The 21,204-nt window shown below is 71.4% G+C and carries 20 protein-coding genes and 1 riboswitch; of the genes, 6 read left to right on the forward strand and 14 right to left on the reverse strand.

Going from position 1 to position 21,204, the window contains the following annotated elements:
* Positions 1 to 47: 47 nt before the first annotated feature.
* The 10 genes from ACFVGW_RS21675 to ribD form a co-directional block, all read right to left on the reverse strand.
* Positions 48 to 1,145: a hemolysin family protein gene (locus tag ACFVGW_RS21675; protein ID WP_352186598.1), complete on the reverse strand. Its 1,098-nt coding sequence runs from the start codon at positions 1,143 to 1,145 to the stop codon at positions 48 to 50.
* Complete coding sequence (locus ACFVGW_RS21680; protein ID WP_383225810.1) at positions 1,142 to 2,482, reverse strand: hemolysin family protein; 1,341 nt, start codon at positions 2,480 to 2,482, stop codon at positions 1,142 to 1,144. The genes ACFVGW_RS21675 and ACFVGW_RS21680 overlap by 4 nt, the downstream gene beginning before the upstream one ends.
* A gap of 211 nt (positions 2,483 to 2,693) precedes the next feature.
* Positions 2,694 to 3,146, reverse strand: coding sequence for a PH domain-containing protein (locus ACFVGW_RS21685; protein ID WP_385853164.1), 453 nt, complete (start codon positions 3,144 to 3,146; stop codon positions 2,694 to 2,696).
* Between the two features lie 31 nt (positions 3,147 to 3,177).
* Positions 3,178 to 4,026, reverse strand: coding sequence for an ATP phosphoribosyltransferase (gene hisG / locus ACFVGW_RS21690; protein WP_352186595.1), 849 nt, complete (start codon positions 4,024 to 4,026; stop codon positions 3,178 to 3,180).
* 86 nt (positions 4,027 to 4,112) lie between these two features.
* On the reverse strand, positions 4,113 to 4,385 hold the full coding sequence (locus tag ACFVGW_RS21695; protein ID WP_260231097.1) for a phosphoribosyl-ATP diphosphatase: 273 nt from the start codon (positions 4,383 to 4,385) through the stop codon (positions 4,113 to 4,115).
* Between the two features lie 34 nt (positions 4,386 to 4,419).
* Positions 4,420 to 4,905, reverse strand: coding sequence for a 6,7-dimethyl-8-ribityllumazine synthase (gene ribH, locus ACFVGW_RS21700; protein ID WP_352186594.1), 486 nt, complete (start codon positions 4,903 to 4,905; stop codon positions 4,420 to 4,422).
* A 30-nt stretch (positions 4,906 to 4,935) separates the two neighbouring features.
* A complete protein-coding gene (locus tag ACFVGW_RS21705; RefSeq protein ID WP_352186593.1) occupies positions 4,936 to 6,213 on the reverse strand; it encodes a bifunctional 3,4-dihydroxy-2-butanone-4-phosphate synthase/GTP cyclohydrolase II in 1,278 nt (425 codons plus the stop codon).
* Positions 6,210 to 6,797, reverse strand: coding sequence for a nicotinamide riboside transporter PnuC (locus ACFVGW_RS21710; protein ID WP_385853279.1), 588 nt, complete (start codon positions 6,795 to 6,797; stop codon positions 6,210 to 6,212). The genes ACFVGW_RS21705 and ACFVGW_RS21710 overlap by 4 nt, the downstream gene beginning before the upstream one ends.
* Positions 6,798 to 6,841: 44 nt before the next feature.
* Entirely contained in the window at positions 6,842 to 7,450 is a 609-nt protein-coding gene (locus tag ACFVGW_RS21715; RefSeq protein WP_383225808.1) for a riboflavin synthase, read from the reverse strand.
* A 2-nt stretch (positions 7,451 to 7,452) separates the two neighbouring features.
* Positions 7,453 to 8,514: a bifunctional diaminohydroxyphosphoribosylaminopyrimidine deaminase/5-amino-6-(5-phosphoribosylamino)uracil reductase RibD gene (ribD, locus tag ACFVGW_RS21720; RefSeq protein WP_385853280.1), complete on the reverse strand. Its 1,062-nt coding sequence runs from the start codon at positions 8,512 to 8,514 to the stop codon at positions 7,453 to 7,455.
* Between the two features lie 188 nt (positions 8,515 to 8,702).
* Positions 8,703 to 8,832: riboswitch (FMN riboswitch) on the reverse strand.
* Between the two features lie 241 nt (positions 8,833 to 9,073).
* Here ribD and ACFVGW_RS21725 point away from each other — a divergent pair.
* Together ACFVGW_RS21725 and ACFVGW_RS21730 are read left to right on the forward strand one after the other, a co-directional pair.
* Positions 9,074 to 11,455, forward strand: a complete 2,382-nt coding sequence (locus ACFVGW_RS21725) for a chitinase C-terminal domain-containing protein (protein ID WP_385853165.1) — start codon at positions 9,074 to 9,076, stop codon at positions 11,453 to 11,455.
* Positions 11,456 to 11,587: 132 nt separating this feature from the next.
* Positions 11,588 to 12,334, forward strand: coding sequence for an SDR family oxidoreductase (locus tag ACFVGW_RS21730; protein WP_385853166.1), 747 nt, complete (start codon positions 11,588 to 11,590; stop codon positions 12,332 to 12,334).
* A 142-nt stretch (positions 12,335 to 12,476) separates the two neighbouring features.
* On the opposite strand, the gene ACFVGW_RS21735 is transcribed toward ACFVGW_RS21730, so the two are convergent.
* Positions 12,477 to 13,601 carry an ROK family transcriptional regulator gene (locus ACFVGW_RS21735; protein WP_385853167.1) on the reverse strand — a complete coding sequence of 375 codons (1,125 nt, stop codon included), beginning with the start codon at positions 13,599 to 13,601 and terminating at the stop codon, positions 12,477 to 12,479.
* Positions 13,602 to 13,704: 103 nt separating this feature from the next.
* On the opposite strand from ACFVGW_RS21735, the gene ACFVGW_RS21740 reads away from it, so the two are divergent.
* The 3 genes from ACFVGW_RS21740 to ACFVGW_RS21750 all read left to right on the forward strand — a co-directional run bounded on the left by ACFVGW_RS21740 (position 13,705) and on the right by ACFVGW_RS21750 (position 17,288).
* A complete protein-coding gene (locus ACFVGW_RS21740; protein WP_385853168.1) occupies positions 13,705 to 14,928 on the forward strand; it encodes an MFS transporter in 1,224 nt (407 codons plus the stop codon).
* Positions 14,929 to 15,114: 186 nt separating this feature from the next.
* Positions 15,115 to 16,515 carry a uracil-xanthine permease family protein gene (locus ACFVGW_RS21745; protein ID WP_385853169.1) on the forward strand — a complete coding sequence of 467 codons (1,401 nt, stop codon included), beginning with the start codon at positions 15,115 to 15,117 and terminating at the stop codon, positions 16,513 to 16,515.
* Positions 16,516 to 16,589: 74 nt separating this feature from the next.
* Positions 16,590 to 17,288: a DUF5995 family protein gene (locus ACFVGW_RS21750; RefSeq protein WP_385853170.1), complete on the forward strand. Its 699-nt coding sequence runs from the start codon at positions 16,590 to 16,592 to the stop codon at positions 17,286 to 17,288.
* Between the two features lie 6 nt (positions 17,289 to 17,294).
* Here ACFVGW_RS21750 and ACFVGW_RS21755 read toward each other — a convergent pair whose 3' ends face one another.
* Together ACFVGW_RS21755 and ACFVGW_RS21760 are read right to left on the reverse strand one after the other, a co-directional pair.
* Entirely contained in the window at positions 17,295 to 18,992 is a 1,698-nt protein-coding gene (locus ACFVGW_RS21755) for a flavin monoamine oxidase family protein (protein ID WP_383225791.1), read from the reverse strand.
* A 55-nt stretch (positions 18,993 to 19,047) separates the two neighbouring features.
* On the reverse strand, positions 19,048 to 19,854 hold the full coding sequence (locus ACFVGW_RS21760; RefSeq protein ID WP_385853171.1) for a carbon-nitrogen hydrolase family protein: 807 nt from the start codon (positions 19,852 to 19,854) through the stop codon (positions 19,048 to 19,050).
* A 278-nt stretch (positions 19,855 to 20,132) separates the two neighbouring features.
* Here ACFVGW_RS21760 and ACFVGW_RS21765 point away from each other — a divergent pair, with 278 nt between their 5' ends.
* A complete protein-coding gene (locus tag ACFVGW_RS21765; protein ID WP_385853172.1) occupies positions 20,133 to 20,678 on the forward strand; it encodes a Repetin in 546 nt (181 codons plus the stop codon).
* A 60-nt stretch (positions 20,679 to 20,738) separates the two neighbouring features.
* Here ACFVGW_RS21765 and ACFVGW_RS21770 read toward each other — a convergent pair whose 3' ends face one another.
* Positions 20,739 to 21,194: an Lrp/AsnC family transcriptional regulator gene (locus tag ACFVGW_RS21770; protein WP_015032260.1), complete on the reverse strand. Its 456-nt coding sequence runs from the start codon at positions 21,192 to 21,194 to the stop codon at positions 20,739 to 20,741.
* Positions 21,195 to 21,204 lie beyond the last annotated feature (10 nt).

Raw genomic sequence — 21,204 nt, forward strand, 5'->3', positions numbered from 1 at the left:
CCGGGGCCCGTGTGCCGGCCCCGGGTCCCGGCCGGCCCGCCAGGACGTCAGGCCGTCAGGGCTTCGTCCGTGCGTTCCCCGCGGGAGTCCGCCAAGAGGCGCGGCGGGGGTGACGGTACGGGCAGGCGGTGGGCCGGGTCCCTGACCTCGCCCACCAGCATCTCCAGGACGTCCTCCAGGGCCACCAGTCCGAGCACCCGGCCGGCGCCGTCGGAGACCTGGGCGAGATGGGTCGCCGCGCGGCGCATCACGGTGAGCGCGTCGTCGAGCGGCAGCTCGGCCCGGAGCGTCGCCATGGGGCGCCAGACGTGCTGCGGCACGGCCCGCTCCCGCTCCTCCAGGTCCAGGACGTCCTTGACGTGGACGAACCCCATGTACGTCCCGCGTCCCTCGGCGCACACCGGGAAGCGCGAGTAGCCGGTGCGCACGGTGAGCTCCTCGATCTCCCGGGGCGTCACCGACGGCGTGACCGTCACCAGCGCCGACGGGGTGATGAGCACGTCCGTCACCGGGCGGCTGCCCAGCTCCAGGGCGTCCTCCAGGCGCTCCTGTTCGACCGGGTCGAGCAGGCCGGCCTGGCCCGCGTCCTCCACGAGACGGCCGAGCTGGGTGCTGGTGAAGACCGCCTCCACCTCGTCCTTCGGTTCGACGCGGAACGCCCGCAGCACCAGCCGGGCGCAGGCGCCCAGCGCCCGCGTGACCGGCCGGCAGAGCCGGGCGAAGCCGACGAGGGCGGGGCTGAGCCAGAGCGCGGTCCGTTCGGGAGCGGCCATCGCGAGGTTCTTCGGGACCATCTCGCCGATCACGAGATGGAGGAAGACGACCGCGGCCAGGGCCACGACGTATCCGAGCGGATGGATGAGCCCGTCCGGCACGCCGACGGCGTGGAAGACCGGTTCGAGGAGATGGGCCACGGTCGGCTCGGCGACCGCGCCGAGGGTCAGGGAGCAGACGGTGATGCCGAACTGGGCCGCCGCCATCATCTGCGGCAGGTTCTCCAGGCCGTACAGGACCTGCCGTGCCCGCGCGCCGCCGAGCGGTTCGATCTGGCTGCGGCGTACGGAGACGAGCGCGAACTCGGCACCGACGAAGAAGCCGTTGGCCACCACGAGCAGGACGGCGAACAGCAGTTGGAGCAGGCTCATCGGACCGCCTCCGCCGCCGCGGGCACCTCGGCCGTCCGCACGATCCGCACCCGCTCGGCGCGGTAGCGGTCGACCTGCCGCACCAGGAGCCGCCAGCCGGGGAGTTCCGCCCGGTCGCCGGGGGCCGGGATGCGGCCGAGCAGGTCGGCGACGAGACCCGCAACCGTCTCGTACGGCCCGTCGGGCACGTCGAGTCCTATCCGGTGCAGGGTGTGCACCCGGCAGGAGCCGTCGGCCTCCCAGGCGGGGTTGCCGTCCTCCGCGGCCACGGCGGCCAGTTCGGGCCGCTCGTCGGCGGCCCGGTCGTGCTCGTCGCGGACCTCGCCGACGAGCTCCTCGACGATGTCCTCCAGGGTGACGACCCCGGCCGTACCGCCGTACTCGTCGACGACCACGGCGATCGGCTGCTCGCGCCGCAGCCGCTCCAGGAGCGCCTGCGCCGGCAGGGTCTCGGGGACGAGCAGCGGCGGCACGGCGATGGTCCCGACCGGTGTGCGCATCCGCTCGTGCGGGCGTACGGCTAGCGCGTCCTTGAGGTGGACCATGCCGACGATCTCGTCGATGCGCTCGCGGTAGACGGGGAACCGGGAGAGTCCCGTCGCCCGGGTGAGGTTGAGGACGTCGGCGGCCGTGGCGTCCGACTGCAGGGCGCTCATCCGTACCCGCGGCGTCATGGCCTGCTGGGCGGTGAGGCCGCCGAGCGTCAGGGTCCGTACGAAGAGGTCTGCGGTGTCCTGTTCCAGCGCGCCCGCCCGGGCCGAGTGCCGGGCGAGCGAGACCAGCTCGCCGGGGGTGCGGACGGAGTCGAGCTCCTCAGTGGGCTCGACGCCCAGGAGCCGGACGAGCCGGTTGGCGACCCGGTTGAGCAGGGTGATGACGGGGCGGAAGAGGGAGGCGAAGAGGTGCTGCGGGCCCGCGACGAACCGCGCCACCTGGAGCGGCCTGGAGACCGCCCAGTTCTTCGGGACGAGTTCGCCGACCACCATCTGGACGGCGGAGGCGAGCAGCATGCCGATCGCCACCGCGACCCCGGACACGGCGCCCTCGGGGAGTCCGGTGGCGGTGAGGGGGCCGTCGAGGAGCTGGGCGAGCGCGGGCTCGGCGAGCATGCCGACGACGAGGGAGGTGATCGTGATGCCGAGCTGGGTGCCGGAGAGCTGGAAGGACAGCTCGCCGAGCGCCTTGACGACGGTGCGGGCGCGCCGGTCGCCGGCGGCCGCGGCCCGTTCGGCCTCGGGGCGTTCCACGGTGACGAGACCGAATTCGGCCGCCACGAAGAAGCCGTTGGCGAGGATCAGGAGGAAGGCTGCGGCGAGCAGCAGAAGCGGGATGATCATGCCGCCGCCTCCGTGGAGGGGGCGGCGCAGGTACTACCGGACGATCCGTCCATTGCCGGAGGGAGTCACTCCTCGGGTCGCAGGGAGGCCCCGCGGGCCGCGGCAGAGCGGCCCTGCACACGCGAGGCGGTGGTGCCGCTCGGCACCACCGCCTCCAGAGTAGTCACGCACCCGGTGCGTGGGGCAGGGGGTCGGCCCCCGTATGGGGGACTCAGCCGCCGTCCGGGCCGGTGCCGCGGCTGTCGGCCAGGGCGCGCAGCGCGCGGGCGTCGCGGATGGCCTGCTCCTTGGCGATGCCGGGCTGGATGCCCAGCGCGGGCATGCTGGTGCCGTCGCTCAGGTCGAGGAAGACCCAGGGGTCGCCGGGCCGCAGGTTGACCCGCAGGATTTCGGCCCACGCCAGTCGGCGTGTCCGGGTGATGTTGACGACCGTGACGCCCTCGTCGTCGGCGACCACCTTGGGGCGGCTGAGCAGCGTGAGGATGCCGAGGAAGAGCGCGGCCGTGAAGACGAAGCTCGCCCGTTCACCGGGGCCGAGCTTCTCCAGCATCAGCGCGATGGCGGTGATGACGACGAACATCACCGCACCCACGGTGAGCAGCACCGCGCGGGTGCGGCCCGGCCGGAACGTGACCGGGAGGGCGGGCGTCGGGGCCTCGGACATCGGTGTTCCTCGGTGGTTCGGTGCCGGGCCGTCAGAGCCGGCAGGCGTGGATGGCCGTCGTCAGGATGGCGCGGGCACCCAGCTCGTACAGGTCGTCCATGATCCGCTGGGCCTCCTTGGCCGGGACCATGGCCCGGACCGCGACCCAGCCCTCGTTGTGCAGGGGCGAGATGGTCGGCGACTCCAGGCCCGGGGTGAGGGCGACGGCCTGCTCCAGGTGCTCGGCCCGGCAGTCGTAGTCCATCATCACGTAGCTGCGGGCCACCAGGACGCCCTGGAGGCGGCGCAGGAACGTCTGGACGCGGGCGTCCTCGGTGTCGGCGCCGGCCTGCCGGATCACCACGGCCTCGGAGGTGAGGATCGGCTCGCCGATGACCTCCAGGCCCGCGTTGCGCAGGCTGGTGCCGGTCTCGACGACGTCCGCGATGATCTGGGCGACGCCCAGCTTGACGGCCGTCTCGACGGCGCCGTCGAGGTGGACGACGGAGGCGTCGATGCCCTGGTCGGCGAGGTGCTTGGCGACGATGCCCTCGTACGAGGTGGCGATCGTCATGCCGTGGAAGTCCTCGGGGCCCTTCGCGGTGCCGGGCCGGGTGGCGTAGCGGAAGGTCGACCGGCCGAAGTTCAGCGGGAGGATCTCCGCCGCGTCGGCGCCGGAGTCGAGCAGCAGGTCACGGCCGGTGATGCCGATGTCCAGCTTCCCGGAGGCGACGTAGATCGCGATGTCCTTCGGGCGCAGGTAGAAGAACTCGACCTCGTTCTCGGGGTCGATGACCACGAGCTCCTTGGACTCCTTGCGCTGGCGGTAGCCGGCCTCATGGAGCATCGCCGACGCAGGTCCGGACAGTGAACCCTTGTTGGGGACGGCGATGCGCAGCATGGGATGAGCTTCCTTTGCCTGGGAGTTTTCGGGGGAGGGTGTTCGGTCCCGCTCAGAGGTGTCGCGTGGGGAGCCGGGCGTACCGGTCAGAGATGGGCGTAGACGTCGTCGAGCGAGATCCCGCGCGCGACCATCATCACCTGGACGTGGTACAGCAGCTGCGAGATCTCCTCGGCGGCGGCTTCCTTGCCCTCGTACTCCGCGGCCATCCAGACCTCGGCGGCCTCCTCGACGACCTTCTTGCCGATGGCATGGACGCCCTTCTCCACCAGTTCCGCGGTGCGGGAGGTGGCCGGGTCGCCGTTCTCGGCCTTGAGCTTGAGCTCGGCGAAGAGCTCTTCGAAGGTTTTGTTCGCCATGATGGTCCTAAGAGTACGGGGTGAGGATCTCCACTCAGCGCCAGGGTTCGCTGACCGTGCGCAGCGTGGTCGCGGTGGCGACGGCGGCGGTGACGGCCTCGTGGCCCTTGTCCTCGCTGGAGCCTTCGAGGCCCGCCCGGTCGAGGGCCTGCTCCTCGTTGTCCACGGTCAGGACGCCGAAGCCGACGGGTACGCCGGTGTCGATCGAGACCTGGGTGAGGCCGTGGGTGACGCCCTGGCACACGTACTCGAAGTGCGGCGTTCCGCCGCGGATGACGACGCCGAGCGCCACGATGGCATCGTAGCCCCGCCCGGCGAGGACCTTCGCCACGACCGGCAGCTCGAAGCTGCCCGGGACGCGCAGAACGGTCGGCTCGTCGATGCCGAGCTCGTGCAGGGCCCGCAGGGCACCGTCGACGAGTCCGTCCATGATCTTCTCGTGCCACTGGGCCGCGATCACGGCCACCCGCAGGTCGCCGCAGTTCTTCACGCTGAGGACGGGTGCGCCCTTGCCGCTCATGTCTCTCCTAGCTCCGTACTGATCGCTGACTTACTGGTTGCCGCAGGTGGACGCGGCTTCCGCGTCCAGCCAGGGCAGGTCGTGACCCATCCGGTCCCGCTTGGTGCGCAGGTAACGGAGGTTGTGCTCGCCCGCCTGGACCGGCATGGGCTCGCGGCCCTCGACCCTCAGGCCGTGCTCGGTGAGGGCGGAGATCTTGTCGGGGTTGTTGGTCATCAGCCGCATGCTGCGGACCCCGAGGTCGCCGAGGATCTGCGCGCCCGCCGCGTAGTCGCGGGCGTCGGCGGGCAGCCCGAGCTCCAGGTTGGCGTCGAGGGTGTCGCGGCCGCGCTCCTGGAGTTCGTACGCGCGCAGCTTGGACAGCAGACCGATGCCCCGGCCCTCGTGGCCGCGGAGGTAGACCACGACGCCGCGGCCGGCCTCGGTGATGCGGTCCATGGAGGCCTGCAGCTGCGGGCCGCAGTCACAGCGCAGCGAGTGGAAGATGTCGCCGGTCAGGCACTCGGAGTGGACCCGGACGAGGACGTCCTCGCCGTCACCGATCTCACCGTGGACGAGGGCGACGTGCTCGACGCCGTCGACGGTGGAGCGGTAGCCGTACGCGGTGAAGTCGCCGTGGGCCGTGGGCAGCTGGACCTCGGCCTCGCGCCGGACGGTCGGCTCGGAGGAGCGGCGGTACGCGACGAGGTCCTCGATCGAGATGATCGTGAGGCCGTGCTTGCGGGCGAAGGGGACGAGCTCGGGCAGGCGCAGCATGACGCCGTCCTCGCCCGCGATCTCGACGATCGCGCCGGCCGGGCGCAGCCCCGCGAGGCGGGCGAGGTCGACCGCGGCCTCGGTGTGGCCGTTGCGGACGAGGACGCCGCCGGGCTTGGCGCGGAGCGGGAAGATGTGGCCGGGCCGGACGAAGTCGCCGGGCTCGTGGCGGCCGCTCGCCAGCATCCGCAGGGTGGTGGCGCGGTCGGCGGCGGAGATGCCCGTGGTGACGCCGTGGGCCGGGGCCGCGTCGACGGAGACGGTGAAGGCCGTGCGCATCGACTCGGTGTTGTGCTCGACCATCTGCGGGAGTTCGAGGCGTTCCAGCTCCTCGCTCTCCATGGGTGCGCAGATCAGGCCGCGGCACTCGCTCATCATGAAGGCGACGACCTCGGGGGTGGCCTTCTCCGCGGCGATGACGAGGTCGCCCTCGTTCTCGCGGTCCTCGTCGTCGACGACGACGACGGGGCGGCCCGCGGCGATGTCGCGGATGGCCTGCTCGACGGGGTCGAGGGAGAGGTCGGTGACGTCCCAGATCGGCAGCGCGCTCATGCCGTAGCTCCTTCCAGAGCGGTGGTGCGCGTCCGGAGCCACCAGTCGCGCATGCCCCAGATGACGAGGGCGAAGTAGATGACGTAGACCAGGCCGGAGAACGCCAGGCCGCTGTTGAAGGCGAGGGGGACGCCGACCAGGTCGACCAGGAGCCAGGCGAACCAGAACTCGACCAGGCCGCGAGCCTGGGCGACCATCGCGACGAGGGTGCCGACGAAGATGTAAGCGTCGGCCCACGGGGACCAGGACAGCGACGGGTAGAGCGTGAACAGGCCGCCGACCGCGAGGGTGCCGAGGACGGCGCCGCCGAGGAGGAGACCGCGCTCCTTCCAGCTCGCGAAACGGACGGCGATCGAGCCGTCCTGCGCCTGCTGCCGGCCGCGGTTCCACTGCCACCAGCCCCAGGCGGCGACGCCGATGACCAGGAGCTGCTTGCCGACGCCGCCGCTGAGGTGGGCGGAGGCGTAGGCGCCGACGAGGATGACGCCGGAGAGCAGCTGTGCGGGCCAGGTGAGGATGGAGCGCCGCCAGCCGAGCGCGAGGGCGATCAGACCGATCGTGTTGCCGATCATGTCGGACCACATGATGTGCTGGTCGAGGACGGTGAAGGCCTCGGAGTTGAGCCAGTTCACTTGACGTTCTCCCCGGCGTTCGGGCCGAGCAGCCGCTCGACGTACTTGGCGATGACGTCCACTTCGAGGTTGACCGGGTCGCCGCTCTGCTTGAGGCCGAGGGTGGTCAGCGCGAGGGTGGTGGGGATGAGGCTGATGGTGAACCAGTCCTCGGCGGCCTCGACGACGGTCAGGCTGACGCCGTCGACGGTGATGGAGCCCTTCTCGACGACGTAGCGCGAGAGCTGTGCGGGGAGGGCGACCTTGACGATCTCCCAGTTCTCGGACGGGGTCCGGTCCAGGATCGCGCCCGTACCGTCCACGTGGCCCTGGACGATGTGTCCGCCGAGCCGGTCGCCGACCGCCATCGGGCGCTCCAGGTTGACCCGGGAGCCGACCTCGAGGGCGCCGAGGGAGGAGCGCAGAAGCGTCTCCTCCATCACGTCGGCCGTGAACTCCCCGTCGCCGAACTCGACGACCGTGAGACAGACACCGTTGACGGCGATGGAGTCGCCGTGCTTGGCGCCTTCCGTGACCAGGGGGCCGCGCAGGCGGAAGCGGGACGCGTCGGCCAGCTTCTCGACGGCGGTGACCTCACCCAGTTCTTCGACGATTCCGGTGAACACGCTCAACGCTCCTTGGGAGTGGCAGTGATACGAAGATCGGGGCCGATGCGCACGGTCTCGGTGACGTCGAGCCGCAACGCGTCGGTGATGGTGGAGATTCCGGCCTCGGCGAGGGCGTTGGGGCCCGCGCCGAGGAGGACGGGGGCGAGGTAGCCGACGACCTGGTCGACGGCGCCCGCGGCGACGAAGGCACCGGCCAGGGTCGGCCCGCCTTCGAGGAGGACGGAACGGACGCCCTGCCCGTGGAGTGCCGCGAGGAGTCCCGGGATGTCGAGGCCGCCGCCGGGCGCGCGGGGCAGCCGCCACGTCTCGGGGAAGTGGGCGGTGTTCTCCGGGGGGACGTCGTCGGCCACGGCGATCACGGTGCGTGCCGCGTCGTCGAGGACCCGGGCCCCGGGCTTCACGGCGCTCGCCTCGGTGTCGACGACGACCCGCAGCGGCTGAACGGCCCCTTCGACGCCGCGTACGGCCAGGTGGGGGTCGTCGGTACGGGCCGTGCCGGACCCGACGACGACGGCGTCCGCCTCGGCGCGCAGCCGGTGGACGTCGGCGCGGGAGTCCGCGGAGGTGATCCAGCGGGAGGTCCCGTCGGCGGCGGCGATCCGGCCGTCGAGGGTGGCGGCGTACTTCCAGCGGACGAAGGGACGGCCGAGGCGTACGGAGGTGAGCCAGGCGATGTTGCCCGCCTCCGCCTCCTGGGCGAGGAGGCCCTGACCGACCTCGACGCCGGCCGCGCGAAGGGTGTCCGCGCCACCCGTGGCCTGCGGGTTCGGGTCGCCGACCGCATAGACCACACGGCGTACGCCGGCCTCGATCAGCGCCTGGGCGCAGGGGCCGGTGCGGCCGGTGTGGTTGCAGGGTTCGAGGGTGACGTAGGCGGTGCCGCCGCGGGCGCGCTCGCCGGCCGCGCGCAGGGCGTGGATCTCGGCGTGCGGTCCGCCGGCGCGCTGGTGGTAGCCCTCGCCGGCCGGCTCTCCGGAGGCGTCGAGGATGACGCTGCCGACGACCGGGTTGGGGCTGGTGGAGCCGAGACCACGGGCGGCGAGCGCGATGGCGCGTCGCATGGCGGTGATGTCGGTCGGCTCTGCCACCGGGTCCTCCTGCCTCTTCGGGCACGGACTCCGGGGCCTGTCGATGACGACAGAGAGCGGGTACGACACTACGCACGGGAATGCCACAACCGGACACACCGGTCGCCGACGAGGGCGACCAGCGACGATACGGCCGGCACGCCCCTGGAAAGGGTCGCCCGCCGCGCACTGCCTCCCATCCGGACTTTCACCGTCGGTCCAGGAATCTCACCTGGTCAACCGGCCGCTGGCTGCGGACGGGTCGCGGACTATACCGCCGGTTCGGAATTACACCGACCCCGGAGTGCGCTGCTGCTGATACAGGGCCAGTGTGCCACGGCGCGCCGTCGGCCATGCGGGCGAGGTCCTGTGGGCTGGCTCACAGGACCCTTTGAAGCCCTTCTTTGGTCCAGACCTATTGACGCACTGGTCTAGTCCTCTTAATCTCCGTGTCACCTCCGAGGTACGGCCCGCGGTGTGCGCACTCCACGGGCCCAACACGACCCACCCCTTTGTTCGTTGTGTTCTTACACCTCCCCAGGAGGAACCGATCGTGTTGTCCCCCACGAAGACGAGGGTCTCGCTGCTCGCATCCGGCGCGGCCGTCGCCGGTCTGCTGATCAGCTCCCTCGCGGGCGGTGTCTCGTACGCCGCCGACAACGAGAGCTGTCGGCCGGACGGGCTGTACAAGACTCCCGGTGTCGACGTCCCGTACTGCTCGGTCTACGACACCGAAGGCCGCGAGAAGATGGGCGCGGACCACCAGCGCCGGGTCATCGGCTACTTCACCGGCTGGCGCACCGGCAAGAACGGCGAGCCCGCCTACCTCGCCAACAACATCCCGTGGGACAAGATCACCCACATCAACTACGCCTTCGGGCACATCGGTTCCGACAACAAGCTCTCCGTCGGCACGGACGGGCCGAACAACGCGGCCACCGGGATGACCTGGCCGGGTGTCGCGGGCGCCGAGATGGACCCGGGCTTCGCCTACAAGGGCCACTTCAACCTGCTGAACAAGTTCAAGAAGCAGCACCCGGACGTCAAGACGCTGATCTCGGTCGGCGGCTGGGCGGAGACCGGCGGCTACTTCGACGACAACGGCACCCGGGTGAACTCCGGCGGCTTCTACTCGATGGCCACCAACGCCGACGGTTCGGTCAACCAGGCCGGGATCGACACCTTCGCGGACTCGGCCGTCGCCTTCATCAAGAAGTACGGGTTCAACGGCGTCGACATCGACTACGAGTACCCGACCACGATGAAGGACGCGGGCAACCCGCTCGACTGGCAGCTCTCCAACGCCCGCCGCGCGGGTCTGGTCAAGGGCTACGACGCCCTGATGAAGAGCCTGCGCGAGAAGCTCGACCGGGCCGGGGCCGCCGACGGCAAGCACTACCTGCTGACCGTCGCCGCACCCTCCTCCGGCTACCTGCTGCGCGGCATGGAGACGTACCAGAGCCAGAAGTACCTGGACTACGTCAACATCATGTCGTACGACCTGCACGGCGCCTGGAACGAGTACGTCGGCCCCAACGCCTCGCTCTTCGACGACGGCAAGGACGCCGAGCTGGCCGCCGCCAACGTCTACGGCTCCTCGCAGTACGGCGGCATCGGCTACCTCAACACCGACTGGGCGTACCACTACTTCCGCGGCTCGATGCCGGCCGGCCGGATCAACATCGGCCTGCCGTACTACACCCGCGGTCACAAGAACGTGCAGGGCGGCACGGACGGTCTGTGGGGCAAGGCCTCCGCGACCACCTGCCCGGCCGGCGCGGGTCTGACCAAGTGCGGTGACGGCGCCGTCGGCATCGACAACCTGTGGCACGACAAGGACACCAACGGTGCCGAGTCCCCTGCGGGCTCCAACCCGATGTGGCACGCCAAGAACCTGGAGAAGGGGATCGTCGGCGACTACGTCACCCGGTACGGCTTCCCGGCGAACACCACCCTGACCGGCACCTACGCCCGCAAGTACGACTCGACGCTCGTCGCGCCGTGGCTGTGGAACGCGCAGAAGAAGGTCTTCCTCTCCACCGAGGACGAGCAGTCGGTGGCCGCCAAGGCCGACTACGTGGTCAGCAAGGGCATCGGCGGCACGATGGTCTGGGAGATGGCCGGCGACTACGCCTGGAACGCCGGCAAGGGCCAGTACGAGATGGGCTCCACGCTCACCTCGCTGATGTACGACAAGTTCAAGGCGGCCGCCCCGTACGGCGCGAAGAAGTCGAACGCCGCGCTGCCGACGAAGGCCGTGAACGTGGGCGTGGAGTTCACCGAGTTCAAGCTGGGCGACTCCAACTACCCGATCACCCCGAAGATCAAGATCACCAACAACACGGCCACCGCGCTGCCGGGCGGCACGGAGTTCCAGTTCGACTACGCGACGGCTGCTCCGGGCAACGCCTCCGACCAGTCCGGCTTCGGCACGAAGGTGATCAGCAGCGACCACACCGGCACCAACGTGGGCGGTCTGAAGGGCGACTTCCACCGGGTGTCGCTGAAGCTTCCGGCCTGGCAGTCGCTGGCCCCGGGCGCGTCCGTGGACCTGGCCTTCAACTACTACCTGCCGGTCTCCACGCCGTCGAACTGGACGGTGAACATCAGCGGCACGACGTACGCGCTCGCCGGTGACCTGGCGCGCGGTACGACCGTGGTGGAGCCGGGCACGACCACCCCGCCCACGACCCCGCCGACCACGCCGCCCACCACTCCGCCCACGACTCCCCCGACCACTCCTCCGACCACTCCTCCGACGACGCCGCCGGGCGGCACCTGCACCGCCCCGGCGTACGTGGCCGGCACGGTCTACAACGGGGGCACCGAGGTCTCCCACAAGGGCCACAAGTGGAAGGCCCAGTGGTGGACGCAGAACGAGGAGCCGGGCACGACCGGCGACTGGGGCGTCTGGAAGGACCTGGGGGCCTGCTGACCCCTCCGACCGGTTCCCACCTCCGATGAACGCCCGGCGGCGGTCTTCACGGCCCTTGCCGCCGCCGGGTCCTCCCCGCCTTCGCCGCGGTCCGCATGTGCGGGCCGCGGCGAAGGCGTTCACGCTGGAACCATGACCACCATCCTGGTGACCGGGGGCACGGGCACGCTCGGGCGCCCGGTCTGTGAGCGGCTGAGGGCGGCGGGCCACGAGGTCCGCGTCCTGAGCCGCCACTCCCCGCCGTTCGCCGTCGATCTGCGCAAGGGCGGGCCGCTGCTGGACCGGGCGGTGCGGAACGTCGACGCGATCGTCCACTGCACGAACATCACGCGGGGCGACGAGCAGGCCGCCGGGGTGCTGATCCAGGCCGCGCAGCGGGCCGGGGTCCCGCATCTGCTGTACATCTCGATCGTCGGCGTGGACCGGGTCCCGCTGGGCTACTACCGCAGGAAGTACGCGGTGGAGCGGATGATCCAGCAGTCGGGCATCGGCTGGACACTGCTGCGGACGACGCAGTTCCACGATCTGATCCTGATGCTCCTGCAGGGCCTGGCGAAGCCACCGGTGATGTGCGTCCCGAAGGCCGTACGGGACCAGCCCCTGGAGGTCACCGAGGCCGCCGCGCGCCTCGCGGAACTGGCGGCGAGCGGTCCGGCGGGCCGGGTCGCGGACATGGGCGGCCCCAGGATCGAGACGTTCGCCGAGCTCGCGGACGCGTATCTGCGGGCGAGCGGAAGGCGCCGCCGTGTCGTGGAGGTCCCGCTCCCGGGCAAGGCCTACCGGGGCCTGCGCCACGGCGGCCACCTCGCCCCCGAGCAGGCGGTGGGCCGGAAGACCTTCGAGGATTTCCTGGCCGGCCGGTTCGGCGCCGAGGCCTAGAGCGGCCTGCGGCCGGGCGGCGACCGGCGACCGGCGGCCAGGAGGAGGGACCGGGCGGCGACCGGCGGCCAGGAGGAGGGACCGGGCGGCGGCCGGCGGTCAGGAGGAGGGGCCGGTGTGCGGCTGCGGGACGGGCGGACGGCTAGGGGAAGAGCACGTCCTGGGCCGCGTCGCGGGCGGCCAGGAGCGCGCCGCGCAGGACCGCCGTGTCACCGAGGGCCGTGGCGCGCACCTCCGTACGGAGCGGGGAGAGTCCGGCGAGCTCGGCCTCGACGCGGGCCGCGAGTGCCGGGCCGCCCCGGTGTCCGGTCTCCCCTCCGAGGACCACGCAGCCCGGGTCGAGGACGGAGGCCACGGCGGCCGCGCCGACCGCGAGGCGCCGGGCCAGGACGTCGAGGAAGGGACCGTGACCGGAGCCGAGGGCGGTCTCCGGGTCGAGGCCGTGCTCCACGGCGAGGGCCTCCACCGCGGCCGCGCACGCCAGCTCGTGGAAGCCGCCGTCGCAGCCTGTCGCCGAGGGCAGCCCGGACGTTCCGGGCACCGGCAGGAAGCCGAGCTCGCCCGCCCCGCCCGAGGCCCCTCGGCGCAGTCTTCCGTCCAGGACGACGGCCGCGCCGACGCCCTGGCCCAGCCAGAGGAGCACGAACGTCTCGTGGTCGCGGGCGGCGCCGACCCGCTGCTCCGCGACGGCCGCGAGGTTGGTCTCGTTCTCGACGAGCACCGTCGCGGGCAGCCGTTCCTGGAGCGCGGCCATCAGGCGCCGGTGCCACTCGGGCAGCCCCGTCGAGTTCCGCAGCTCACCGGTGGCCGGGTCGATCAGTCCGGGGGCGCCGACGACGACGCTGTGGAGCGTCTCCACGCCGGCCTCCTTGGCGGTCCGCTCCAGAAGGGCGACGGCCTTCTCGACGGCGGGTCCGGTGCCGTCCTCGCCGCCGATCGGGGCCGAGGCCTCGGCGAGCGTCGTGCCCAGGAGGTCGGCGACGGTGAGCGAGACCGAGGTGGTGCGGACGTCGAGCGCGGCAAGATGGGCGCGGTCGGCGGCGATCCCGTAGAGCTTGGCGTTGGGCCCACGGCGCTCCGCGCCGGACTCCCCCACGATCCGGACGAGTCCGGAGCCCTGCAGCCGTTCGACGAGGTCGGCGACCGTGGGGCGGGAGAGTCCGGTCAGTGTCTTCAGCTGCGTCGCGGTCAACGGCCCCTCGTCCTGGAGCAGTCGCAGTGCGAGCCGGTCGTTGAGGGCCCGGGCGGTACTCGGGGAAGCGGCCATGCCGGGATCCTCTCAGACGCGTGGAGACGGTCTCCGCCCCCGTACTATTTATCAGGCAAGGTTCCTGATAGTTTACCGCCCACCACACCGAGGGAGGGCACACATGGCGGGCGAGACCGTCTTCAGCACCGAGCGACTGCGGCAGGCCCGGTTCGCCGTCGCCGCCGTCTTCTGCGTCCACGGCGCGGTCACCGGCAGCTTCGCGACCCGCATCCCGTGGATCCAGGACCACGCGGACGTCAGCGCGGGCCAGCTCGGACTCGCCCTCGCCTTCCCGGCCATCGGCGCCTCGCTGGCGATGCCGCTGGCCGGCGCGATCAGCCACCGCTTCGGCGCCCGCACCGCGCTGCGCGGACTGCTCGCCCTGTGGACGCTGGCCCTGATCCTCCCGTCCCTCGCCCCGAACATCTACGGGCTCGGCGCGGCGCTCTTCGTCTACGGCGCCACCGCCGGCATGTCCGACGTGGCGATGAACGCCCTCGGCGTCGAGGTCGAGAACCGCATGGGCAAGTCGATCATGTCCAGCCTGCACGGCATGTGGAGCGTGGGCGCGCTCCTCGGCTCCGCCGCCGGCACCGTCGCCGCCCATGTCGGCACCGACGCACGCCTCCACCACCTCGTCGCGGCGCTCGTGCTGACCGCGCTGGGGCTCTTCTTCTGCCAGGGCGTGCTCGATCTGCAGAGCGCACCCGACGACGAGGCACCGCCGCGCTTCTCTCTGCCGCCGAAGTCCGCGCTGATCATCGGCGCCATCGGCTTCTGCGGGGTGTTCGCCGAGGGCGCGAGCCTGGACTGGTCCGCGGTCTACCTGAAGGACGAGCTCGGCTCCTCGGCGGGGGTCGCGGCCGCCTCCACCACCGCCTTCGCGCTGACGATGGCGATCGCGCGGCTGGTCGGCGACCGGGTGGTGGACCGGTTCGGCGCCGTCCGGACGGTACGGGTCGGCGGCGTCGCCGCGACCCTCGGCGGCCTGCTCGTGGTCCTCGCCCCGCACGCCGCCGTGGCGATGGCCGGTTTCGGACTCATCGGCCTCGGGGTCGCGGTGGTCGTCCCGCTGGCCTTCGCGGCGGCCGGGCGCAGCGGCCCGAACCCCAGCCAGGCCATCGCGGGCGTCGCCACCATCACGTACACCTCGGGACTCATCGCCCCCTCGGCGATCGGCGGCATCGCCGACGCCACCTCCCTGATGTTCTCCTTCGGCCTCGTCACGCTGCTGGCCTTCGGGCTGGTGCTGGGCGCGAGTGTGCTCCGCCAGGGCGACCGGACCACGCCCGCCACCACGCCCACCGCCCCGAGCGCCAGGGCGAACTCGGGCCAGGTCTCGTAGAGACCTCACGCCGCGACCCCGGTGATCTGATGCGCGTCGCGGCGCCCCTGACGACCTGGGGCGCGGCCCCGATGACACCTGCGGCGACCCCGGTGACCTGCGGCGGACTACCATGTGGCTGAACTTTTCCGGCTGAGGTTTCGCGCGGCGAACCGGCCGTCGTCATCGGAGAACTGGAGCGACCACATGAACCTCGGCGTGCGCTGGACCCTGCACGGCGACGGACGAACACCCGCTCCAGGAGCCGTCGTCCGCCCGGACGAGCGGCTCTCCTGGCCCCGTACGGCCGGCCTGGGCGCCCAGCATGTGGTGGCGATGTTCGGCGCGTCCTTCGTGGCCCCCGTCCTCATGGGGCTCGACCCCAACCTCGCGATCATGATGTCCGGCGTCGCGACCGTGATCTTCCTGCTCGCGACGCGGGGGACGGTCCCCAGCTATCTGGGCTGCTCGCTCTCCTTCGTCGGTGTCGCCGCTGCCATCCGGGCCTCCGGCGGCACCAGCGCGACCGTCACGGGCGCGGTGTTCGTCGTCGGCGGCGTGCTGTTCCTGGCGGGTCTCGCGGTACGCAGGTTCGGGGCGCGGATCATCCACGCGACGATGCCCCCGATCGTCACCGGCGCCGTCGTGATGCTGATCGGCTTCAACCTCGCCCCGGTCACGGCCGCCACGTACTGGCCGCAGGACCAGTGGACCGCGCTCCTCGTCATGCTGTTCACCGGTCTCGCCGTGGTCTGTCTGCGCGGGTTCTGGTCGCGTATCGCGATCTTCCTCGGCCTGATCTTCGGGTACGCCGTCTCCTGGTTCTTCGACCTGGTCTTCGGCAAGATCCACTCCATGTCCCCGGGCGGCCAGGTCACCGACCACTGGCGGCTCGACCTCTCGGGCGTCTCCCAGGCCGACTGGATCGGCCTCCCCACCTTCCACGGCCCCAGCTTCGAGTGGTCGGCCGTTCTGGTGGCGCTGCCCGTGGTGATCGCTCTGATCGCGGAGAACGCCGGGCACGTGAAGGCCGTCGGCGAGATGACCGGCGACAACCTCGACTCCAAGCTCGGCACCGCGATCGCGGCCGACGGCGCCGCCTCGATGCTGTCGACCGCCGTGGGCGGCCCGCCCAACACCACGTACTCCGAGAACATCGGCGTCATGGCGGCCACCCGCGTCTACTCGACCGCCGCCTACTGGGCCGCGGCCGGCTTCGCGCTGCTCTTCGGCCTCTGCCCCAAGTTCGGTGCGGTCGTCGCGGCGATCCCCGGCGGTGTGCTCGGCGGCATCACGGTGATCCTCTACGGCATGATCGGCCTGCTCGGCGCCCAGATCTGGATCAACGCCAAGGTGGACCTCCGCAACCCGCTCAACCTGGTGCCGGCCGCGGCGGGCATCATCATCGGCGTGGGCGGCGTGAAGCTGACCTTCACCGACACCTTCGAACTCGGCGGTATCGCGCTCGGCACGATCGTCGTGATCACCGGCTACCACGTGCTGCGGGCGTTCGCCCCGGCGCACCTGAAGCGACAGGAGCCGCTGCTCGACGCGGGCACCAGCTCGTACGAGAGCACGGAGGACAGCGGCTCGGCCGCCAAGTCGTAGGCATATTCGCCCGTTCTGGGGAAGCCGGGCCGAGGGAGTTCCCTCCCGGGCCCGGCTGCTGGGACGCTGCCCCCATGGCGCAGACCACGCAGATCGGGCAGTTCACCGCGGTCGACCCGGTGGTGGAGCGGATGCGGAGAATCCGCTCGGCCTGGCATCCGGCCGACGGCGTCGCCGTGTTCAACCGGGTCTATCTGACCGTGACGGAGGAGATCGGCCGGGCCATCGACTCCGGCACCTTCGCCGACCGGCGGGCCGCCTCGACCCTGGACGTCCGTTTCGCGGAGCGCTATCTCTCGGCCGTCGACGCCGTCGCGACCGGCTGCCCCGCCCCGGCCTGCTGGCGGCCGCTCTTCCACTACCGGCGCCACCCGGGCGTACGGCCGCTGCAGTTCGCGCTGGCCGGGATCAACGCGCACATCGGCCACGACCTGGCGCTCGCCGTGGTCGACACCTGCCGGACCCTCGACTGCGCGCCGCGCGACGTCGAGGACGAGTTCGACCGCGTCGGGGACATCCTCGTGCTCCTGGAGGAGCGGATCCGCGAGGAACTGATGCCGGGCCCGGACCTCCTGGAGGTCGCGGACCCGCTGACGCATCTGCTGGGCTGCTGGAGCCTCGACCGGGCCCGTGACGGGGCCTGGCTCGCCGCCCGCTCCCTCTGGGAGCTGGGCGAACTGCCCGACCTGGCCGAGGAGTTCAGGGAACGCCTCGACCGGTCGGTGGGTCTGGTGGGGCGGATGCTGCTCACCCCGCTGACCCTGCGCGGCTGAGGACGGTCAGTCCTCCGGAAGCTCCACCGGGGCGATCTCGTCGTACACGTCGCCCGGGCCCGGGTTCGTGGCGTCGGTCGAGCCGCCGAAGTGGTGCATCACGCCCCACACCGCGTTGAGCGCGGTCTGCACGGCGCCCTCGGCCCAGCCGGCCGTCCAGGAGATGTCGTCGCCCGCGAGGAAGATGCCCCGCTTGTCCTCGGGCAGCCGGTCCTGCATGAAGTGGGTGAACAGGCGGCGCTGGTAGCGGTAGTGGCCGGGCAGGTTCGCCTTGAAGGCGCCCATGAAATAGGGCTCGTTCTCCCAGGAGACCGTCACCGGGTTGCCGATGATGTGCTTCCGGATGTCGACCTTCGGGTAGATCTCGCCGAGCGACTTCAGCATGACCTCCATCCGCTCGCTCGCGGAGAGCGGCAGCCACTTCAGGCTGTCGTCGCACCACGTGTACGAGAGGCAGATGACGGCCGGCTTGTCCGGGCCGTCGTCCAGGAGGTACGTGCCGCGGGTCATCCGGTCGGTCAGCGTCATCGACATGACGTCCCGGCCGGTCTCCTCGTCCTTGTCCAGCCAGAACGGCCGGTCCACCGGCACGAAGAGCTTGGAGCTCTCCATGTAGTGGGTGCGCTCGATCGCGGTCCAGTGGTCGATCGGGAAGAGCGAGTCGTCACAGGCGATCTTGGAGAGCAGCATCCAGGACTGGGCGGTGAAGATCGCCGCCTTGTACGTGCGGATGTCGCCGGCGGCGTCGGTGACGGTGATCTTGTTGCCGGCGGTGCGGTTCAGCCGGGTGACGGCCGGCTTCGGGTCGCCCTCGTGCAGGGACCGCAGGGAGGTGCCCGGCGCCCAGTGGACGATCTTCTCCGGCTCGCGCTCCCACAGGCGCAGCGGCAGCTGCTGCGAGCCGCCCACGATGCCGCGGTGGTGGTCGTCGGCCTCGGTGTAGACGACGCGGAGGATCTCCAGGATCGAGTTGGGGAAGTCGGTGTCCCAGCCGCCGGTGCCGAAGCCGACCTGGCCGAAGATCTCCCGGTGGCGGAAGGACTTGAAGGACTCCGACTCGCACAGGAAGCCGTAGAAGGTCTGGTTGTCGAGCTTCTCGACGAGCTTGGACCAGATCTCGCGGATGCGCGGGACGTCGCGCTCACGCATGGCCTGGTTCATGTCGGAGAAGTCGGCGCCCTCGTCCAGGCAGGCGTTCCACGCGTTCATCACGTCGCGGTAGACCTGCGGGAGGTCGTCGACGGTCTGCGCGTAGTGCGACTCGCCCTTGAGGTCGACGACGGTCGACGGGGTGGACTCGGCGAGCGGGTTCGGGAACGGCTGCGTCTCCAGGCCCACCAGGTCGATGTAGTGCTGGAACGCGGTGGAGGAGGGCGGGAAGCGCATGGCGCCCATCTCCGCCGTCAGCCCCTCGGTGCCGGTGCCCTCGAAGCCGACGGTCCGCAGCCGACCGCCGATCTGGTCGGCCTCGTAGACGACGGGCTTGAGGCCCATCTTCATGAGTTCGTAGGCGGCGATGACGCCCGACAGTCCGCCACCGATGACGGCGACCTCGGTGCCGTGCTCGGTCGCGGGTATCTGGCCGAGCCCGGCCGGGTGGGCCAGGAAGTCGTCGTAGGCGTACGGGAAGTCCGGACCGAACATGGTGATCGGCGGCTGGCCGTCGCTGTGCGGGACGGCGGTCGTGGGCACCGTGGACGTCATGGGGTACGGACTCCTTGCACGGGAAGAACGGGAGAGGTTCGAAGGGGGTGACGGCTCAGACGAGGGAGCCGTAGAGGCCGGGGCGACGGTCGCGGAGGTAGGGGTTGTCCTTGCGCGAGGCGGCGAGGAGGGCCGGGTCGACATCGCCGAGGACCAGGTCCTCGCCCCGTCCGGCGCGGGCGCGGGAGGTGCCGTCGGGGGCCGCGAGCGTGGAGAGGCCGACGAACTCGAAGTCGCCCTCGGGGCCCGTCCGGTTCGCGTACGCCACGTACATCTGGTTCTCGAAGGCGCGCACGGGGACGACGGCCTCGGCGACGACCTCGGCGGGGTGCATGAGCGCGGTCGGCACGAGGAGGAGGTCCGTGCCGGCCAGCGCCTGCGCCCGCACGTTCTCGGGGAACTCGACGTCGTAGCAGATCATGAGGCCGACGGTGAGGCCGCCGAGCTCGGCCTGGACGACCCCGTCCTCGCCGGGCGTGAACCAGTGGTGCTCGAAGTCGCCGTAGAGGTGCGTCTTGCGGTAGTGCAGGAGCACCTCGCCGTCGGGGCCGAAGAGCTGCGCCGCGTTGTAGAGGACTCCGTGGCGCTCGACGTCCCGCTCCGGGTAGCCGTAGCCGACGGCCAGGCCGTGGCGGGCGGCGACGGCGGCGACGGCACGGGCGGAGGGTCCGTCGGCCGGCTCGGCCAGGCGCGCCATGTCGGCGCCGATCGCGTAGCCGGTCAGGAACAGCTCGGGGGCGAGCAGGAGCCCGGCTCCGGCCTCGGCCGCGCGGGCCGCGGCCTCGTCGAGGATCTTCAGATTCGCGGCCACGTCACCGAGCTCACCTGAGCTCTGGAGCAGGGCGGTGCGCAGCGCGGGCATCGGCGATCCTCGGGTGTCGGAAGGGGAGGGAGAGACCTCAGAAACGGTACGGTTTCGCGCTCGATCGGGACAAGGCGCGACCGTTGCGGACCGACCGTCGAACCGTTGCGCGATCTCCGACCGGGGCGGCGATTCGTTGCGCGGGGCTCGTACGTGGGTCGTACGTCTCCCCCACCGCGCGGCGGAGACGAGGACCGTCCTCCGGCGCGACGCCCTGCGGCGGGCCGCGCGGAAGAGTGGTGGTCGTCCGGTTGACCTGCCGAAAGGACCGACATCCCATGAACCGCCGTACGAAGATCGCCGCCCTCGCCGCCGCCCTGACGATCTCCGCGGGAGCCGCGGGCTCGGCCGTCGCCTCCGGGGACGGGAGGGGCGGCAGCCGGGAGGCCGCCGCGCTGACCGGCAGCGCGAAGATCTACCGGGTGGCGAGCGACGACATCACGTTCTCCTTCGACGCCCATCTCGCGGCGAAGGACAACATGAACCCGGAGGCGGCGACCGGTACCTTCCGCTTCAGCCACTACAAGAACGGCAAGGGCGGCTACGCCGTGGTGAAGGTGGACTGTCTGGTCACGGGCGGCAAGGTGGCCACCGTGACGGGCAAGGTCACCGAGACCGACCTGGGGGTGTTCCGGGACCGCCGCGTGGGTGTCTCCGTGCACGACCTGGGCAAGCACGACCGCCTGGGCTACAGCTGGGTGACCCAGGACCCCACGCAGGGCGACGTGCCTCCGTGTCACACCCCGGCGCCGTTCGAGAAGACGAAGGCCGGCACCGGCGACTTCAAGGTGCTGCCCTGGAAGCCGGAGTACCCGGCCGAGTAGCCCGAAGGGCGGTGCGGGAACCACGGCCCGCACCGCCCTTCGTCCCGCCGCCCGCCAGGGCTATGCGGGTGAGCCGGAGGAGAAACGCCGCAGCAGCGGCGAGAGCACCAGGACGGACTTGGTGCGTTCCACGAACGGCTCGCCCGCGATCCGTTCCAGGACGCGCTCGAAGTGGCGCATGTCGGAGGCGAAGACCTGGACGACGGCGTCCGCGTCGCCGGTGACGGTCGACGCGGACACCACCTCGGGGTACCGCTCCAGACCTCGCCGGATGTCGTCCGGCGAGGTGTTGTGGCGACAGTAGATCTCGACGAACCCCTCGGTCTCCCAGCCGAGCGCCGCCGGGTCCACCCGTACGGTGAAGCCGGTGATGGCGCCCTCGGCCCGCAGCCGGTCCACGCGCCGCTTGACGGCGGGCGCGGACAGGCCGACGAGCGAGCCGATGTCGGCGTACGAGCGGCGGGCGTCCTCCGCGAGGGCGTGGACGATGCGTTCGTCGAGGTCGTTGAGTCGCACTACGGGTGGA

This window comes from Streptomyces sp. NPDC127129, from assembly GCF_042671585.1.
GTDB lineage: Bacteria > Actinomycetota > Actinomycetes > Streptomycetales > Streptomycetaceae > Streptomyces.

Coding starts and splice junctions, on each gene's coding strand:
- ACFVGW_RS21675 (WP_352186598.1), bottom strand. CDS start 1,145: ATGAGCCTGCTCCAACTGCTGTTCGCCGTCCTGCTCGTGGTGGCCAAC.
- ACFVGW_RS21680 (WP_383225810.1), bottom strand. CDS start 2,482: ATGATCATCCCGCTTCTGCTGCTCGCCGCAGCCTTCCTCCTGATCCTC.
- ACFVGW_RS21685 (WP_385853164.1), bottom strand. CDS start 3,146: ATGTCCGAGGCCCCGACGCCCGCCCTCCCGGTCACGTTCCGGCCGGGC.
- hisG (WP_352186595.1), bottom strand. CDS start 4,026: ATGCTGCGCATCGCCGTCCCCAACAAGGGTTCACTGTCCGGACCTGCG.
- ACFVGW_RS21695 (WP_260231097.1), bottom strand. CDS start 4,385: ATGGCGAACAAAACCTTCGAAGAGCTCTTCGCCGAGCTCAAGCTCAAG.
- ribH (WP_352186594.1), bottom strand. CDS start 4,905: ATGAGCGGCAAGGGCGCACCCGTCCTCAGCGTGAAGAACTGCGGCGAC.
- ACFVGW_RS21705 (WP_352186593.1), bottom strand. CDS start 6,213: ATGAGCGCGCTGCCGATCTGGGACGTCACCGACCTCTCCCTCGACCCC.
- ACFVGW_RS21710 (WP_385853279.1), bottom strand. CDS start 6,797: ATGTGGTCCGACATGATCGGCAACACGATCGGTCTGATCGCCCTCGCG.
- ribD (WP_385853280.1), bottom strand. CDS start 8,514: ATGCGACGCGCCATCGCGCTCGCCGCCCGTGGTCTCGGCTCCACCAGC.
- ACFVGW_RS21730 (WP_385853166.1), top strand. CDS start 11,588: ATGACCACCATCCTGGTGACCGGGGGCACGGGCACGCTCGGGCGCCCG.
- ACFVGW_RS21735 (WP_385853167.1), bottom strand. CDS start 13,601: ATGGCCGCTTCCCCGAGTACCGCCCGGGCCCTCAACGACCGGCTCGCA.
- ACFVGW_RS21740 (WP_385853168.1), top strand. CDS start 13,705: ATGGCGGGCGAGACCGTCTTCAGCACCGAGCGACTGCGGCAGGCCCGG.
- ACFVGW_RS21745 (WP_385853169.1), top strand. CDS start 15,115: ATGAACCTCGGCGTGCGCTGGACCCTGCACGGCGACGGACGAACACCC.
- ACFVGW_RS21750 (WP_385853170.1), top strand. CDS start 16,590: ATGGCGCAGACCACGCAGATCGGGCAGTTCACCGCGGTCGACCCGGTG.
- ACFVGW_RS21755 (WP_383225791.1), bottom strand. CDS start 18,992: ATGACGTCCACGGTGCCCACGACCGCCGTCCCGCACAGCGACGGCCAG.
- ACFVGW_RS21760 (WP_385853171.1), bottom strand. CDS start 19,854: ATGCCCGCGCTGCGCACCGCCCTGCTCCAGAGCTCAGGTGAGCTCGGT.
- ACFVGW_RS21765 (WP_385853172.1), top strand. CDS start 20,133: ATGAACCGCCGTACGAAGATCGCCGCCCTCGCCGCCGCCCTGACGATC.